At 60.1% G+C, this 14946-nt stretch carries 11 protein-coding genes; 6 read left to right on the forward strand and 5 right to left on the reverse strand.

What is annotated here, in order from left to right; translation table 11 throughout:
- Positions 1-3: 3 nt before the first annotated feature.
- The 3 genes from ACILSI_RS02980 to ACILSI_RS02990 all read right to left on the reverse strand — a co-directional run bounded on the left by ACILSI_RS02980 (position 4) and on the right by ACILSI_RS02990 (position 5585).
- On the reverse strand, positions 4-1425 hold the full coding sequence (locus ACILSI_RS02980; RefSeq protein WP_395720352.1) for a DUF1501 domain-containing protein: 1422 nt from the start codon (positions 1423-1425) through the stop codon (positions 4-6).
- 142 nt (positions 1426-1567) lie between these two features.
- Entirely contained in the window at positions 1568-2605 is a 1038-nt protein-coding gene (locus ACILSI_RS02985; RefSeq protein ID WP_395720353.1) for a 6-bladed beta-propeller, read from the reverse strand.
- Positions 2606-2687: 82 nt separating this feature from the next.
- The gene (locus tag ACILSI_RS02990; RefSeq protein ID WP_395720354.1) at positions 2688-5585 is read right to left on the reverse strand and encodes a PSD1 and planctomycete cytochrome C domain-containing protein; all 2898 of its coding nucleotides are present in this window, start codon (positions 5583-5585) and stop codon (positions 2688-2690) included.
- Positions 5586-5700: 115 nt separating this feature from the next.
- On the opposite strand from ACILSI_RS02990, the gene ACILSI_RS02995 reads away from it, so the two are divergent.
- On the forward strand, positions 5701-7245 hold the full coding sequence (locus ACILSI_RS02995) for a cryptochrome/photolyase family protein (RefSeq protein ID WP_395720355.1): 1545 nt from the start codon (positions 5701-5703) through the stop codon (positions 7243-7245).
- Between the two features lie 23 nt (positions 7246-7268).
- On the opposite strand, the gene ACILSI_RS03000 is transcribed toward ACILSI_RS02995, so the two are convergent.
- Positions 7269-7925 (reverse strand): hypothetical protein, encoded by a 657-nt coding sequence (locus ACILSI_RS03000; RefSeq protein ID WP_395720356.1) that lies wholly within the window; start codon positions 7923-7925, stop codon positions 7269-7271.
- Positions 7926-8110: 185 nt separating this feature from the next.
- Between ACILSI_RS03000 and ACILSI_RS03005 the strand changes: the two genes are divergently transcribed.
- The 5 genes from ACILSI_RS03005 to ACILSI_RS03025 are packed head-to-tail and all read left to right on the forward strand — an operon-like array spanning position 8111 to position 10308.
- Positions 8111-8590 carry a TspO/MBR family protein gene (locus ACILSI_RS03005; protein ID WP_395720357.1) on the forward strand — a complete coding sequence of 160 codons (480 nt, stop codon included), beginning with the start codon at positions 8111-8113 and terminating at the stop codon, positions 8588-8590.
- Positions 8587-9405 (forward strand): SDR family NAD(P)-dependent oxidoreductase, encoded by an 819-nt coding sequence (locus ACILSI_RS03010; protein ID WP_395720358.1) that lies wholly within the window; start codon positions 8587-8589, stop codon positions 9403-9405. The genes ACILSI_RS03005 and ACILSI_RS03010 overlap by 4 nt, the downstream gene beginning before the upstream one ends.
- Positions 9406-9409: 4 nt before the next feature.
- The gene (locus tag ACILSI_RS03015) at positions 9410-9553 is read left to right on the forward strand and encodes a DUF2256 domain-containing protein (RefSeq protein ID WP_395720359.1); all 144 of its coding nucleotides are present in this window, start codon (positions 9410-9412) and stop codon (positions 9551-9553) included.
- Positions 9550-9795: a DUF3253 domain-containing protein gene (locus ACILSI_RS03020; RefSeq protein WP_395720360.1), complete on the forward strand. Its 246-nt coding sequence runs from the start codon at positions 9550-9552 to the stop codon at positions 9793-9795. The genes ACILSI_RS03015 and ACILSI_RS03020 overlap by 4 nt, the downstream gene beginning before the upstream one ends.
- A 48-nt stretch (positions 9796-9843) precedes the next feature.
- Positions 9844-10308: a hypothetical protein gene (locus tag ACILSI_RS03025; protein WP_395720361.1), complete on the forward strand. Its 465-nt coding sequence runs from the start codon at positions 9844-9846 to the stop codon at positions 10306-10308.
- Between the two features lie 9 nt (positions 10309-10317).
- Here the strand turns inward: ACILSI_RS03025 and ACILSI_RS03030 are convergent, their stop codons facing one another.
- Positions 10318-14880 (reverse strand): protein kinase domain-containing protein, encoded by a 4563-nt coding sequence (locus ACILSI_RS03030; protein WP_395720362.1) that lies wholly within the window; start codon positions 14878-14880, stop codon positions 10318-10320.
- Between the last annotated feature and the right edge of the window lie 66 nt (positions 14881-14946).

Consider the following 14946-nt stretch of genomic DNA (forward strand, 5'->3'; position numbering starts at 1 on the left):
GGCTCACACCAAAATATTCTTCACCACCTTCGTGGGCTCCACGCCGGTGAGTTTGAAGTCGAGCCCCTGGGCGCGGAACGTGAAGCGCTCGTGGTCGATGCCGAGTTGGTGCATCACGGTGGCGTGCAGGTCACGCACATGAACCGGATTCTCGGCCACGTTGTAGCTGAAGTCGTCCGTGGCGCCGTAGGTGAGGCCAGGTTTGATGCCGCCGCCGGCCATCCACATGGTGAAGCAGCGCGGATGATGATCGCGCCCGGCCTCGGGGCTGTCCCATTTGCCTTGTCCGGCCACGCCGCGACCGAATTCGCCGCCCCAGAGCACGAGCGTCTCGTCGAGCAGGCCGCGTTGCTTCAAATCTTTGATCAGCGCCGCGCTAGGCTGGTCGGTGTCGCGACAACGTGCGGTGCACCAGCTCGGCAGACGGCTGTGATGATCCCAATCGGGATGGAAGAGCTGGATGAACCGCACGCCACGCTCCGCAAGCCGTCGCGCGAGGATGCAATTCGCCGCGTAACTGCCCGCACGACGCGAGTCCGGCCCATACATCTCGAACACATGATCCGGCTCGTCGCTGAGATCCGTCAGTTCCGGCACGCTGGCCTGCATGCGGTAGGCCATTTCATATTGGCGGATGCGCGTGGTGATCTCCGGATCGTACGTTTGTTCAAAACGCATCTGATTGAGCTCCGCGAGCCCGTCGAGCATGCCGCGGCGAAGATGACGCGGCAGCCCCTCGGGATCGCTCAGATACAAGACGGGGTCCTTCGAGTTGCGCAGCTTCACACCTTGATAACGCGACGGCAGAAAGCCGCTGCCCCAGTAGTGATCGTAGAGCGGTTGATCGCTCGGGCGCTGCATCTTCGAAATGAGCACGAGGTAGTCCGGCAGGTTGCGGTTCACGCTGCCGAGCCCGTAGCTGATCCACGCGCCCATGCTCGGACGGCCGGGAAGCTGATGTCCGGTCAAAAACTGCGTCATCGCCGGCGCGTGATTGATTTGATCCGTCGTCATCGACTTGATGAAGCACAAGTCATCCGCCACGCCTTGCAAATGCGGCAGCCATTCACTGATCGTCGCGCCACTCTGGCCGCACTTCGCGAATTTCGTGATGCCTGGCAGGATGAGCTGCTTCTGATTCGCCGTCATCGTCGTGAGCCGTTGACCCTGTCGCACGCTTTCCGGAAGCTCCTTGCCCGCCCATTGCATCAAACCCGGCTTGTGATCGAAAAGCTCGATCTGCGACGGTCCGCCCGATTGCGTGAGAAAGATGACGCGCTTCGCCTTCGGCGCAAAATGCGGCAGTGATGGCAATCCAGGCACTTCCTGCTGCCCGAGCGCATGCAGCGCCATCGCGCCGACGGAAACGCCAGTGCATTGGCCGAGGAAGTAGCGGCGCGTGGTGTTTAAAGAGTGTTCGCTCATAAATAGAGAGGTGTTGCTCGCGACAGCGTCCTGAAGTGCGCCGGCCCTCCGGCGCTTTCGAGCGTCGTTTGGCCTGCGGAAAGCTCCAGAGGGCTGGAGCACTCCAAAACGCTGCCGCGTCGTTCGATGTGCCAGTGCGTGATCATGATTCGCGATGCAGTTTGTAGGGATACACATTCCCGCTGTTCCACTGGCACACATACAGGTCGCCCTGCGTGTCCACGCAGACGTCGTGGCAGTTGTTGAAGACCGGTTGGTCTTGCAGCAGCACCTTGAGGCTGCCGTTTTCATACTCGGGGGCGTGACCGCCGGGATTCGAGATCACTTTGCCGTCCGCATCGAGGATCGTGACAAAGCCTCGGCTCTGCCACATGCGGTAGTCGTTCGGTTTTGCGCCAAAGCAGACGCCGGAATACAAGTTCGTGCCGTGGATGACCGGACGGCTCACATACGCGCCGGGCAGATACACGCCGCGCACGTGCGTGCCGTCGAGCTTGAACCAGTTGAATTCATTGCGGATGCGCTCGGTGACGACGAGCAGCGGCTCGCCGCCGCGTGTGTCGATGGCGACACCATGCGCTTGCATGAACTTGCCCGGATTCACCGGCTGCGTGCTCTTCCCGCCAAACTTCGAGATGAATTTCCCGCTCTTGTCGAAGCGCAGCACATACTGCGAGCCATAACCATCCGCGACGTAGATGTCGCCATTCGGCGCGACGGCGCTTTCGGTGGGCGCATAGGCCTCATTGGGCTTGTAGATGCCTTCTTTCGTCGGATTCGGCAGTTCGAGCACGATCTGACCATCGAGCGTGACCTTCACGACGCGTCCCGTGGTTTCGCAGATGTAGAGATGACCATCGTGAAAGGTCAAACCGTGTGCGCCGCTCATGCCGAGCGTCCATTGGCCGAGCAACGCGCCCTTCACGTCGTAGATGAGCACGTTGTTCTGTTTGTGATTGGTAAGCAGAAACAGACGACCATCCGGCACCTGCACCATTTCATGGCAATCCTTCACCGGCGTCTTCGCCGCATCCGCCTGGCTCCACAGCTTATCGACGCTATAACGATGCGTGCCATGACCGACGATCGCGCCGTGAAACTCCGGCGCGGTCTTCGCGAGCGTTTGAACGAACGGAGCCGCAAGCACGGCGGTGGTGAGGAATTGGCGGCGGGTTGTCATGGTTTGGATTGGGCTGACAAAAAGATTGATGGCAAAAAAATTCAGAATCAGTCCATATTTTTGCCATCAATCTTTTTGCCAGTCATTCATGGGTTATGGCTTCATCGAGATTGAGCACCAAAGTGGCCACGAGCGCATGCGCGGCCAGTTCAGGCGTTGTTTTGAGTTTGCGGGCGTCTTCGGGATGCTCGCGGTAATGTGTGGAAGCACGATCCAGCTCGCGCTTAAGCACCGAAAGCTCCTTCGCGGTCGGTTCGCGGCTCAAAACGGCCTGATAGAGTATGGGGAGCCGTTCTTCGGCTTTCGAGGCCAGCATTCGCTTCGCGAGCGCTTGCGAGGCTTCCATGATGGTCTGGTCATTGAGCAAGGTCAGCGCTTGAAGCGGTGTGTTCGTGCGCGTCATCGCCACCTCGCACACGCGACGTTGCGCGCTATCAAAGAGGAAGGTCGGCGCGATGCTGCGACGCCAGAAGGCATACAGCGTGCGTCGATACTGCGCCGCGCCTTGGCTCGGTTCATAAGTGAAGCGGCCCATGAAAATTTCCTCCCACACGCCTTCCGGCTGATGCGGCCGCACCGGCGGGCCGCCGAGTGCGGGATTGAGCAAACCGCAAGACGCGAGCGCCGCATCACGAATCATCCACGCAGGCAGACGGAAGCGCGGGCCGCGTGAGAGCAGCAGATTCGATGGATCAGACGAATCGGACCGATCAGAGCTCTGCTGATACGTCTCACTCGTCACGATGGTCTTGATGAGGCGCTTCACGTCCCAGCCATTCTCCATGAAATCCACCGCGAGCCAATCAAGCAGCTCCGGATGCGTAGGGCGCTGGCCTTGGAGGCCGAAATCATCCGGCGTGCGGACCAAACCGGCACCGAAGAGCATCTGCCACACCTGATTCACAAACACGCGGGCCGTGAGCGGGTTGTCCTTCGATGTGATCCACTTCGCGAGACCGATGCGATCCTTCGCGAGCCCTTCCGGCCACGGCGCGATGGCCGCAGGCACGCCGCGCGGCACCACATCGCCCTTTTTGTCCCAAACACCGCGTAGCAGCACATGCGTGTCACGCGGCTCTTTGCGTTCGGCGAGCACCATGACGTTCAATTTGCCCGCAGCGGCCTGCACCTCCTTGAGCTGCGCATTCGCGCGATCCAGCGACGCCTTCGCGAGTTGATACGGCTCATAATCCTCCAAAAACTGCGCGAGCAGCTTCTCGCGGTCGATCTGGCCTTTCGCGAGCTTTTCGAGCGGCGTGGGCCTGATTTCACTCACGGCCGGTCCGGGCTGATCGGTCGCGGAAAGGCGGAATTTCGCGATGTTGGCGTCGCCATTCGTCGAACGATGACGCAGCTCGAAAATCAGCTCTTCATCGCTTTCGAGCACCAGCGGCTCGGCGAGGCCGTAAAGCGCGGTGTGAGGCTGATCCTTGGGAAAACCCTTCGTGGTCCAGCCATTGCGCGGATCGTCATCGAGCGTGCCTTTCACATCGCCATACTCGCGGGCCTTGCCTTCGACCTTCGTGTCGGCCACGGCGCTTTTGACGAGGATGTCGCGGATCTGCGAGCTGCCTTTGCGGCGCACCTGCACCTTGATGTCCGTGAGGATGAACTCGCCCGTTTTGCCTCGGGAGAGCACGCCGTCCTGTGGCAGCACTTCGAGCTTCAATCCGGTGAGGCGAGGCAGTTTGATGGTGGAAATGAGGCGGTAGTCATCTTGCTTCGGATTTGGGCCGCTCACGGTGACGATGCCGTCCTTCGTTTGAGCCAACTTTGAGCCCTCCTGCGACTCCACCGCGCCGAGAACGACCTGCCACGCGTTGTGATCCGGCTTGATGCGCTTCTTCTGCTCCTCCAACCACGTCGCGAAGGGCTTCTCCGCGTCCGCTTTGGCCTTCGCTTCGACGGGTTTGCGTGCCTCGACGAGCTTTTGCGATTCCTCGACCGCCCGCTTCGCGTTCGGCGACTGGTAGGGCATGTAGGGCTTCGCATTCGTGCCCGCCGCGCCGTCTTCGTCGATGCTGTTGAAGAAGGCGTTCAGCGCGTAGTAGTCGTGGTGCGAGATGGGATCAAACTTGTGCGTGTGACACTGCGTGCAGCCCAGCGTGAGCCCGAGCCACACCGTGCCCATCGTGTTCACGCGGTCGATGACGTAGTCGATGCGGCTTTCTTCTTTGTCGCGCCCGCCCTCGCCGTTTGTCATGTGGTTGCGATGAAAGCAGGTGGCCAGTTTTTGCTCCGGCGTGGCATTCGGCAGCAAATCCCCCGCGAACTGCTCCAGCGTGAACTGATCGAAGGGCTTGTTCGCATTGAACGACTCGACCACGTAGTCCCGCCAAGGCCAGTTCGTGCGCGTGGCATCGGACTGGAAGCCGTCTGTGTCAGAGTAGCGGGCGGCATCGAGCCAGAACATGGCCATGCGTTCGCCGTAGTGGGGGGACTTGAGGAGCCTGTCGATGAAATCGGTCGGATCGGACTGATCGGTCGGATGAGGAGGGAGGCCGGTGAGGTCAAACGAGAGCCTGCGGCGCAAAACATGCTCCGCAGCCTTCGGAGACATCTTCAGGCCTTCCTTTGCGAGACGTGCCTTCACGAAGAAATCCACCGGATGGCCTTCGGTCTTCGCTTTGACGGGCTTTTCGAGGGACCAATGTTTTCCCCAGGCCGCGCCTTCGCTGATCCAGCGCTTCAAAAGAGCCACCTGTTCGGCTTTGAGCTTCGGTTTGTGAGACTTCGGCGGCGGCATGATCTCGTCGGGATCATCGGTGGTGATGCGTTCGATGAAATCACCGGACTTCAGCACCTCGCGGGCACCTTCGGGCGTATCGAGCCGCAGATCGGCTTTGCGATGGCTTTCATCTTGTCCGTGGCAAGCGAGGCAGTTGTCCGAAAGCAGCGGCAGCACCTCGCGACTGAAACTCACCGGCTCCGCGAGAGCGGAAGTCGTCAGAGGGAGCAGCAGAAGCAGGGTTTTGGTCATGCGGGGCAACATGAACAAACCAACGCGGCTGAACATGCATGGTGCGTGCATTGGCTTTGGACAATCCTGAGATTTTGCGTCGTCGCGGATTCGGCCCCGGGCGTAAACCACGTCCATGCCGCGTGTTTCCCGTCTCATCCTTGTTCTTGGTGATCAGCTCGATCTGAGGTCGGCGGCTTTGGACGAGTTCGATCCGGAATCGGACGCGGTGTGGATGGCGGAGGTGGCGGTTGAGTCCACGAAGGTGTGGAGCACCAAGCCACGCATCGCGATGTTCATCACGGCGATGCGGCATTTTCGCGAGACGTTGCGCGGATGCGGCTGGCGGGTGGTTTATCATGAAATGGGAGCGCATGCGGATTTCGCGAGCGCCTTGCGGGCCAGCGTGGATGAGCTGAAGCCGAAGCAGCTCGTGATGGTTCACGCTGGTGAGTGGGCGGTGCAGCGGGAGCTGGAGAAGATCGCGGCGGAGCTGAAGGTGCCGCTTGAGGTGCTTGAGGACCGGCACTTTCTCTGCACCACTGGCGAATTCGCGAAGCACGCGGAGGGACGCAAGCAACTGCGCATGGAGTTCTTCTATCGCGAGATGCGGCAGAAAACCGGTTTCCTCATGGAGAAGGGTAAGCCCGTGGGTGGGCAATGGAACTTCGATCACGACAATCGTGAGTCGTTTGGCAAGGCCGGTCCCGGTTTGCGTGTGCCGCCACGTCGGTTCAAGCCGGATGCGATCACGCAGCAGGTGATCGCGATGGTGAACGAACGTTTCGCGAAGCATCCGGGCACGCTGGATGATTTTGACTGGCCGGTGACGGCCGAGGAGGCGCGACTGGCACTGCAGGACTTCATCGAGCATCGGCTGGCGGAGTTCGGGCAGTATCAGGATGCGATGTGGACGAACGAGCCGTGGCTGTATCACTCGCGTCTCAGCGCGGCGATGAATCTGAAGCTGCTCGATCCGCGTGAGGTGATCGCGGCGGCGGAAAAGGCGTGGCGCGACGGCAAAGCGCCGCTGGCGGCGGTGGAGGGCTTCATCCGGCAGATCCTCGGCTGGCGTGAGTATGTGCGCGGCATCTACTGGCGGTTCATGCCGGATTACCTGGAGCGAAATGCGATGCAGGCGCATGAGCCGCTGCCGGAGTTTTATTGGACCGGCGAGACGGACATGCGCTGCCTGCGCGATGCGATCACGCAGACGCTGCGCTACGGTTACGCGCATCACATCCAGCGGCTGATGGTCACGGGCTTGTTCGCGCTGCTCTTCGGTGTCGATCCGAAGCGGGTGCATGAATGGTATCTCGCCGTGTATGTGGATGCCGTTGAGTGGGTGGAGCTGCCGAACACGCTGGGCATGTCGCAATACGGCGATGGCGGCGTGATGGCGAGCAAGCCGTATGTGGCGAGCGGCAAATACATCCAACGCATGAGCAACTACTGCTCCGGTTGTAGCTTTGATCCGGCGCAGAGCACCGGACCGAAGGCCTGTCCGTTCACCACGCTGTATTGGGACTACCTGCTCCAGAATGAGCCTGTGCTGCGGCAGAACCAGCGCATGAGCATGCAGGTGCGCAATCTTGCGCGGCTGGATGAATCGCAGCGTGGGGCGATTCAAGAGCAGGCGAAACAGCTTCGGGTGGCGTATTCGAAGACATGCCATACCTGAGGCATGCGACATTTAGCGCCTACCTACTTGGACCCGGATTCAAGAACTATTGAACCATTCTCGATCGCAAACCCGGTCACCCCAAAATCTTGAATGTACTTTTCCAGATAATGGTGAATCGACTTGCCCCCAAACACTGCGTTGAGAGCCGACTCCGGGACTTGAACACCATTGATCGAAAGCTTGTCGAGTTGAAGCTTCAACGGATCCCTGTCTTTAGGTGATTTGACCTCTGCTTCAGCATTCAGGAACTTTCCCTTGAATGGCATTCTGGTGAGCGGGAAACTTGCCTTAATGTGGCCTGTGTTATCTTTGATGGTGAGGTAAAATCGACCGCGCGCCTTTCGATTGGCGGCGATCAACTGGTTGAGCTCGTCTTGTGTGTAACTGAGGCTGATGAATTTCTTCGGGTTCGAAGCCTTGTTTTCGACGCTCTCCCTCGCAAATTTTTCCCACTTTGCTCGCAGTTCTGCTTGTTGCGCAGGCATATCAACTATCGTCGGGAGCTCGACCGGCTTGTCGGACACCAAGGCGTTGTTGACGCCCAGAAAGCCGGCAATCGTCAGGCCCAGCACAAGAACCACCACGGCCAGCAGGCTAAACAGACAGCCTTTGCCAACACATCCTGATTTTCTCTTTTCGGTTTCTGGCTGGGTGGGGGCTTCGTTGATTGAGGACATTTTGTGGTCGGTTGATTGATTCTAACAAAAGGGCTGGTCTGTCATTTGCCAGCGGTGCGACAGATACTCCTGCTGCCCACCCTGCCAAGGCATTTCTGCCAAGGCAGTGCTCGTTGTCTGGGCTTTGACTAACAAGTCGAGACAAAGTCGGCGAAACCTCTCTTGTCGGCGTAAATGAACGCATCATGAGCGAACCACCCTCCAAACTGCGCCACGGCCTCTCTTTCGCCGGATTCTTCGTGGTAACGTTCTGTGCTCCGGCGTTGAGCGCGTTCATCGGCATGCCGGGTGCGTGGTATGCCGCGCTGAACAAGCCATCATGGAATCCGCCAGCGTGGCTGTTTGGTCCGGCGTGGACGCTGCTTTACACGCTGATGGCCATCGCGGCCTGGATGGTGTGGAAGCGCGTCGGCTTTGGGAAGCCGCTGAAGCTCTACTTCGTGCAATTGGCGCTGAACGCTGCGTGGACGCCAATCTTCTTTGGAGCGCATCAGCTTGGCTGGGCGCTGGTGGAGATCGTGGCGCTGTGGGTCGCGATTCTGATGACGCTGCTGAGCTTTCGTCGCGTCAACACTACAGCCGGATGGCTGTTCGTGCCGTATCTGGTCTGGGTCACGTTTGCGATGACTTTGAACTTCACCCTCTGGAAGCTGAACCCCGCATGAATCGAACAAAATGGCTGATCACGGGATGCTCAAGCGGCTTCGGCCGTGCGATTGCTGAAGGAGCGCTGGCTGCCGGGCAGCATGTCATCGCCACCGCACGCGATGTGCGCAGCATTGCCGACCTGGAACGCGCTGGAAGCTGCGAGGTGATGGCGTTGGACATCACGGATGCCGATCAGGTGCGCGAAGTCATCGGCGCAGCGGGTGAGCTCGATGTGATCGTGAACAACGCGGGCTACGGCCTTGTCGGCGCGGTGGAGGAATGCAGCGATGAACAGATCCGCCGCAATGTGGAGACGAATTTCTTTGGCCCGCTGAATGTGATCCGCGCCGCGCTGCCGGGGCTGCGGGCGCAGAAAAGCGGGCACATCGTGAACATCAGCGCGGCGGCAGCGATCTCGAACTACGCGGGCTTTGGCATCTACGGCGGTGCAAAAGCCGCGCTGGAGCTGATGAGCGAGAGTTTGCGGCTCGAACTCGCATCGTTGGGCATCAAGGTCTCGCTGGTTCAGCCGGGGCCGTTTCGGACGGACTTCATCGCACGCGGGCTCGAGAAGGCGGGGACGCAGATTGACGATTACCAGGCGAGCGCGGGCAAGTTTGGCCGTTTTCTCGACTCGATGAATGGCAAGCAGCCCGGCGATCCCGCGAAGGCAGCGGCAGCGATTGTGAAGATGGTTTTAGAAGGCGAAGCACCACTGCATCTGCCGCTGGGGAAGTATGTGGTGAAGAAATTCCGCGACAAAGCCGCCGCGTTGACGCGTGAGGCGGAGAAGTGGGAGGCGGTGGCCGCAGGCACGGAGTTCGGAGTGTGAAGTCATGCATGGCGTGAAGAAACAGCACCTGCCGCAGAAGATTTGCGCTGCCTGCGGACGTCCCTTCACCTGGCGGAAGAAATGGGAGCGTGACTGGGAGCAGGTGCGCTTCTGCAGCGACTCGTGCCGCCGCAGGAAGGTTCCATGAGCGAGGCGGATCGTATTCGCGAGGTGCTGATGCAGATCGCTCGCGGAAAAAGTGATGGCTGCACTTTCTGTCCTTCTGAAGCAGCGCGTCGTTTGAGTGACGAATGGCGGACCCTGATGCCGCGTGTGCGGGAACTGGCGGCGGAGCTGATGGAGGAGGGGAAGCTGGTCTGCACGCAGCGTGGCGAGCCTGCGCATCCACTGACGACACATGGGGCGATCCGGCTGGCAGAAGCCCGTTGAGACTTGAAGAAGTGGCACCCAAGCGATGTGCGAGGCGTAAACAAAGACATGGCCGTTCACACCTTGCACACGAAGCAGATCATCCGGGCGAGCCTGGCGGAGGCGTGGGCGTTTTTCTCCAATCCTCGCAACTTGGCGAAGATCACGCCGCCAGAGACGGGATTTGAGGTGCTAACACCGGACTTGGAGCCAAATATTTATGCGGGGATGATGATCGCGTATCGCGTGCGGCCATTGCTGGGTATTCCGATGACGTGGCTGTCAGAGATCACGCTGGTGGAGGACGGTGTGAGGTTCATCGACGAGCAACGCGTGGGGCCGTATGCGGTGTGGCATCATGAGCATCGGTTTCATGACTTGGGCGATGGACGCGTCGAGATGGAGGACAAAGCGACGTATGTGCTGCCCTTCACGCCGCTGGGGGATCTGGCGCATGCTCTTCTGGTGAAGCCGCAGCTCGCGAAGATTTTTGCGTTTCGCGAGAAGGCGGTGCGGGAGCTGTTTCCTGGCTGAAAAGAACTGTTAGCGGCTCACGCGGCACTGCGGCATGAGTTTTTGAAACTCGGCGGCGGCCTCCAGAGTGACCGCGGTGCCGATGATATTGAGAGTGCTGAGTTTCTTGAGCGCTTTCAGCTTCACGAGGCCAGCATCGGTGATCTTGGTCGACTGGAGGTCAAGAACGCTCAGATTGGGAAGACCCGCAACGGCGGACGCTGCCTCGTCGTCGAAGCTGGTGCCGGGTATATTTAGCGAAACGAGGGTTTTGAGGCTGCCTAGGGCGACGAAACCGGCCGGGGTGATTTTTAGAGAGGTGGTGCGGAATGTATGCAGTTTTTTGAAGGTGCTGATGGCCCGCAGACCTTCATCCGTGAGCCCACTGACAAGGGTGTCGAGTTGAGTGATCGAGGCAGCTCCGGCGATTTTGTCGAGTCCCTGACCGGTGACGTTCTCGGCCCCCGTGATGCCGAGGAAGTCGAGTTTTTTGAGGCCGGCGATGTGGGAGAGCACACCGTCGGTGAGGGCACTGACACCCTCGAAGTTCAGCCAGTTCAAGTCATCGTTGTCCGCAAGAAAGGCGAAGGCGGCATCACCAGGTCCGGTCGTGCGAAAATAGGCACGCCGTAGATCACGCAGGCCGTTGAAGGCGGTAAAGTCCGCGTCTTGGGGCGGCGGGAGGACAGAGCCGTTACGGTCAAAGTTGAGTTCGATGATGTCGAATTTGCCGGCGGGAATTTCGGCTGCCTTGGTGACGGGGGGCAACTGGCCGCCGTTTTTAATGGCGACGAAATTACCGCCGTTGTTGACGACAAATTGAGCGGCGTTGCGCCAGGAACTGCCGCTGGTGGCCGCAGGTTTGGGCGGGGAGGCCGCGATGGTGGCTGTTGCCGCCGCAGGTTTCGTCGTCGCAACTGCGGCAGCACCGGATTGTGGCTTCTGGCTGGCGAGGTCAACTCGCAGAGCGCTCACACGCTTGGCGTCGTCGAGCTTGTTGGTCTTGGTGAGATCGGCGATGTAGGCGTCGAGAGCTTTGAGGTAGAGCTCGTAGAGCGGCGCGGCCTTGGCATCACGCTCGGACGTGATTTTCGCGAGAGCGGTGCGGTAGGTGCCCCGCAGGGTTTTGAGAGCTGCGGGCGTGCTCTCGTTATCTTCAACAGGAACGCCTTGGCCTTTTTCGAGCGCGGCTTTTTCAGCATCGAGCGCGGTGACTTCAGCGAGGCTACCTTTGGCCTGTGCAGCGGAACGCGCACGGACAATGCCGTTGGCGAGGTAGCTTTGATTGAGCGTGGCGAGGACGGCGAGGAAGGGCTTTTGCGCATCGGTTTCATAGCGTGAGCGGAAGCCGGCCTCGAGCTTGGCGATCTGAGGATGAGCAGTGAGAAGCTCGGCCCGGTCCCATTCGACAAGAAACGGCGCTTTCAGGTCTGCTGGCACATCGTCCCATGCGACGTTGTCGATGTAGAACGCGAGATGCGGGTCCGTGGTCGTTGGGACGCTTCCCGGCCAAAGTGACATGTCGAATGGCTCCCCGCTGACCCATTTCCATGGTCCGCCTTCCGGCGCTCGATGGCCGCCGAGGAGGACATGTGAGTGAATCCCCTTCAGCATCAGCAGTGAGTTCTTCAGCCACTCGCTTTCCTCCTTGCTGGTGATCGTGGCCAGATGCCCGCCCATGGATTCAGCCTTCGCCTTGGCGGCATCCCACAGGAGGTTTCCCTCGATCCATTGGTAGCGGTGGCCGCCGAAGGTGTGGACTGCTCCAGATTTGAAGTCGGCCGCTGACCCCATGGCGGCCACGGGTGGCGTTGAAGGCGAAGTTGTCACCACGGCCGCAGCGCTGGCGACGGCGGCAGGCTTTGGCGCGGGGGCCACCCTGATGCGATGGAAGATGACTTCGGCATTCTGACATGCGACGGCGAGCTGCGTCGTGTCGCGCTGATTGTAGCTCTGGGTGTGCAAACTCAAACGTTTGAAGTCGCCGCTCCATTGGATCACCTCCTTGTCATCGATCAGGACGCGGGCGTTTCCGCGCCGGATCTCCACCTTCGCACGAGTTCGCTGCCCTGGCGTGAAGCCGGCATCGAGTGACCGAGCCTCCGTGCGGCCGGGATCATCCCAGCGCTTGCCATCCAAGTTTGCGCCGAGGCTGATGAATTTGGAGCCAAGATGCAGCGCAAACCGGTGCCCGGGCACCACGAGGACTTGAGACACGGTCCCCCAGTTGGCTCGTCCCATGGTCACGGTGAACTCGATCTCAAAATCATATTCCTCCGGTGGCGTGGGGATGAGTTTAACGTAACTCATCCCGCCATCTGCCTTGCAGTGCAGTCCGTCAGCCGTCATGGCCCACTCGCCGAGGGTCGCGTCAAGAGCGATGTCGGCATTGGCGAGGAGGTCGGTCCAGTCTGAGGGCATCGCGGGCGTGCTGCTGGCGACGGGGGCTGTAGTCGCAGGCATCGGGTTCGTGCCGGCGTCATCCCATTCGATGAGGTAACCGCCACGACGGTCGGCCTGGCCGAGGCCGTTGCTGCGGATGTCTCCCCAGCCCCGGCTCATTTGCGAAAAGCACAGTGCAAACTCATCCGCTCCGCCCGGCTCATTCGTGCCCCAGGCCGTGAAGGTGAAAGGCTCGCCAGTGATCCAGGTCCACTGCCGCGTGGGGTTGTCCTTGGTGCCTCCGAGCCAGAGAGAGAGGCCTTGAGGCAGTTTGGTGACGAAGGTGTCCAAGACCCATTGGTTTTCTTCCTGGCCGGTGATCGTCGCCAGATGACCGCCAGCGGCGGCTGCCTTGGCTTTGGCTTCCTCCCAATTGAGCTTTTCAGGAGAGAATTGATAACGATGGCCACCAAAGGCGAGTACTTCGACTGGTGGTGGGTTTGTGGTCTGCTTGTCGAGCACAGCCGTCTCCACGCGGATGAGTTCGATGCCCTTGCTGGCCATGAGGCCCGGGAAGCCTTCCGTGAGAGTGTTGTCCTGGGTTTCGCTCAGCAATTGCCCATCAAAGAAGAAGGTGAGGTGGTCGCCGATGGCATAGAGCTCGGCAGTGTGCTCGGTACCGGTGCCCAGCGGTGGCCGACTCTTGAGCGGGGCCAGCGTGCGCCGCTCACCGTCCTTCTTGAGGGGGAGAACATCCAGTGAACCGCCGAGTTTTTCTTTCGTCCAGACAGTGATCACATAGCGCGGACCGATGCCAACTTTGTTAAGGCGTTGAACGAGGTCCAGAAAGGCAGCGTCACTTTGGGAACGGAAGCGGATGCGTAGTGCGGAATCCTGGCGCAGGTCAGCAAAGAGGCGCATGGGATTTTTGGGCTCCACGACGCGCATTTCGCTTCCCACCCGCTGCCAGGCCGGACCCCACGGATCTGTGCCTGCCAGTTCATCGCGCCATTGGGCTGTGGGCGCGAAGTTGGAGAAGCCGGAGCTGTCCGTGACGTCAGCGGGTGCTGGCATGGTAGCCAGAGCGCTGGCATCTGAAGGCTTCGGGGTAGCTGCCGCCGTTTGTGACGCAGGTTTCTTGGCTGGCGGTTTGAGCATGTAAACCAGCCCTGCAATGAGAACGACGGTAGCGGCGATGCCGATGAGCGGGCCGAGGCTGGATTTTTTGACCGGGGCTGGAGCTTGATGGACAGGCTGTTCGGGGTTTCGCTTCTGCGGTCCACTGGTTGCCTGCCTCTGGGCCCGCGTGGCACGGGCAGCAGCCTCAGCGGCGGCTTGCTGCTGCTGGATGAGCACAGAACGCGGCGTGGTCAGGATCACATCGAGTTCCTGGCGAATTTCCGCTGCGGTTTGATAGCGCACTTCTCGATCCGTCTGCATCGCCTTGGTGATGATGCCATCAAACCGCGGATCGGTACCGAGCTTTGTGCCGGGCAGGCTCCAGATACCGCGCGGGATTTCGCCGGTGAGCATCTGGTAGAGCATGACACCGACGGCATACAAGTCTGCGCGGCCATCGAGCGGGATGCCGGGGATCAATGCCTCGGGCGCGACGAAATCCGGCGTGCCCATGGCCATGTTCGTCTTCGTCAGGCCGCTCTGGCCTGCATCGCTGGCCTTGGCGAGACCGAAGTCCGCCACTTTGACCGCGCCCTCCATGTTGATGAGGATGTTGGCCGGTTTGATGTCGCGGTGGATGATGCCGTTGCGATGCGCGTAGTTCAGCGCGTCGCAAACATGCGCCGTAATCGAGAGAGCGTAATCCTCGGGCAGTTTGCCTTGGGAAATGATCATCTGGGACACATCGGTGCCGTTGATGAACTCCATGACGATGTAGAGCAGGCCGGTCTGGGTTTCGCCAAAATCATAGACATCCACAATTGATGGGTGATTCATCCGAGCCATCGTGCGCGCCTCGTTTTTGAAACGCTCGGCGAACTGGGAGTCCTCATCGTCGATCAAATCGACAGGCAGCACCTTGATGGCCACGGGTCGGTCCAGCGAGATCTGGACGGCCTTGTAAACCGCACCCATGCCACCGCGTCCGAGCAAGCTCTCAAACTGATACTGCGGCAGCATGGCCTGCATCTCCTCCAGCGATGGCGGCTGCCACTGGCCGGAGGGCTTGGAGGCAGAGGATGTTGTGCTCATAAGAATCGCAGTGGCGGACAAGCCACGATGAAGACTAGCAGATTGTGTTCCGGGGCGGCAAGCAGG

Origin of the sequence: Prosthecobacter sp. (assembly GCF_044232965.1) — a bacterium.
In the GTDB taxonomy this organism is placed as follows: Bacteria; Verrucomicrobiota; Verrucomicrobiia; order Verrucomicrobiales; family Verrucomicrobiaceae; genus Prosthecobacter.

Coding starts and splice junctions, on each gene's coding strand:
- ACILSI_RS02980 (WP_395720352.1), bottom strand. CDS start 1,425: ATGAGCGAACACTCTTTAAACACCACGCGCCGCTACTTCCTCGGCCAA.
- ACILSI_RS02985 (WP_395720353.1), bottom strand. CDS start 2,605: ATGACAACCCGCCGCCAATTCCTCACCACCGCCGTGCTTGCGGCTCCG.
- ACILSI_RS02990 (WP_395720354.1), bottom strand. CDS start 5,585: ATGACCAAAACCCTGCTTCTGCTGCTCCCTCTGACGACTTCCGCTCTC.
- ACILSI_RS02995 (WP_395720355.1), top strand. CDS start 5,701: ATGCCGCGTGTTTCCCGTCTCATCCTTGTTCTTGGTGATCAGCTCGAT.
- ACILSI_RS03000 (WP_395720356.1), bottom strand. CDS start 7,925: ATGTCCTCAATCAACGAAGCCCCCACCCAGCCAGAAACCGAAAAGAGA.
- ACILSI_RS03005 (WP_395720357.1), top strand. CDS start 8,111: ATGAGCGAACCACCCTCCAAACTGCGCCACGGCCTCTCTTTCGCCGGA.
- ACILSI_RS03010 (WP_395720358.1), top strand. CDS start 8,587: ATGAATCGAACAAAATGGCTGATCACGGGATGCTCAAGCGGCTTCGGC.
- ACILSI_RS03015 (WP_395720359.1), top strand. CDS start 9,410: ATGCATGGCGTGAAGAAACAGCACCTGCCGCAGAAGATTTGCGCTGCC.
- ACILSI_RS03020 (WP_395720360.1), top strand. CDS start 9,550: ATGAGCGAGGCGGATCGTATTCGCGAGGTGCTGATGCAGATCGCTCGC.
- ACILSI_RS03025 (WP_395720361.1), top strand. CDS start 9,844: ATGGCCGTTCACACCTTGCACACGAAGCAGATCATCCGGGCGAGCCTG.
- ACILSI_RS03030 (WP_395720362.1), bottom strand. CDS start 14,880: ATGAGCACAACATCCTCTGCCTCCAAGCCCTCCGGCCAGTGGCAGCCG.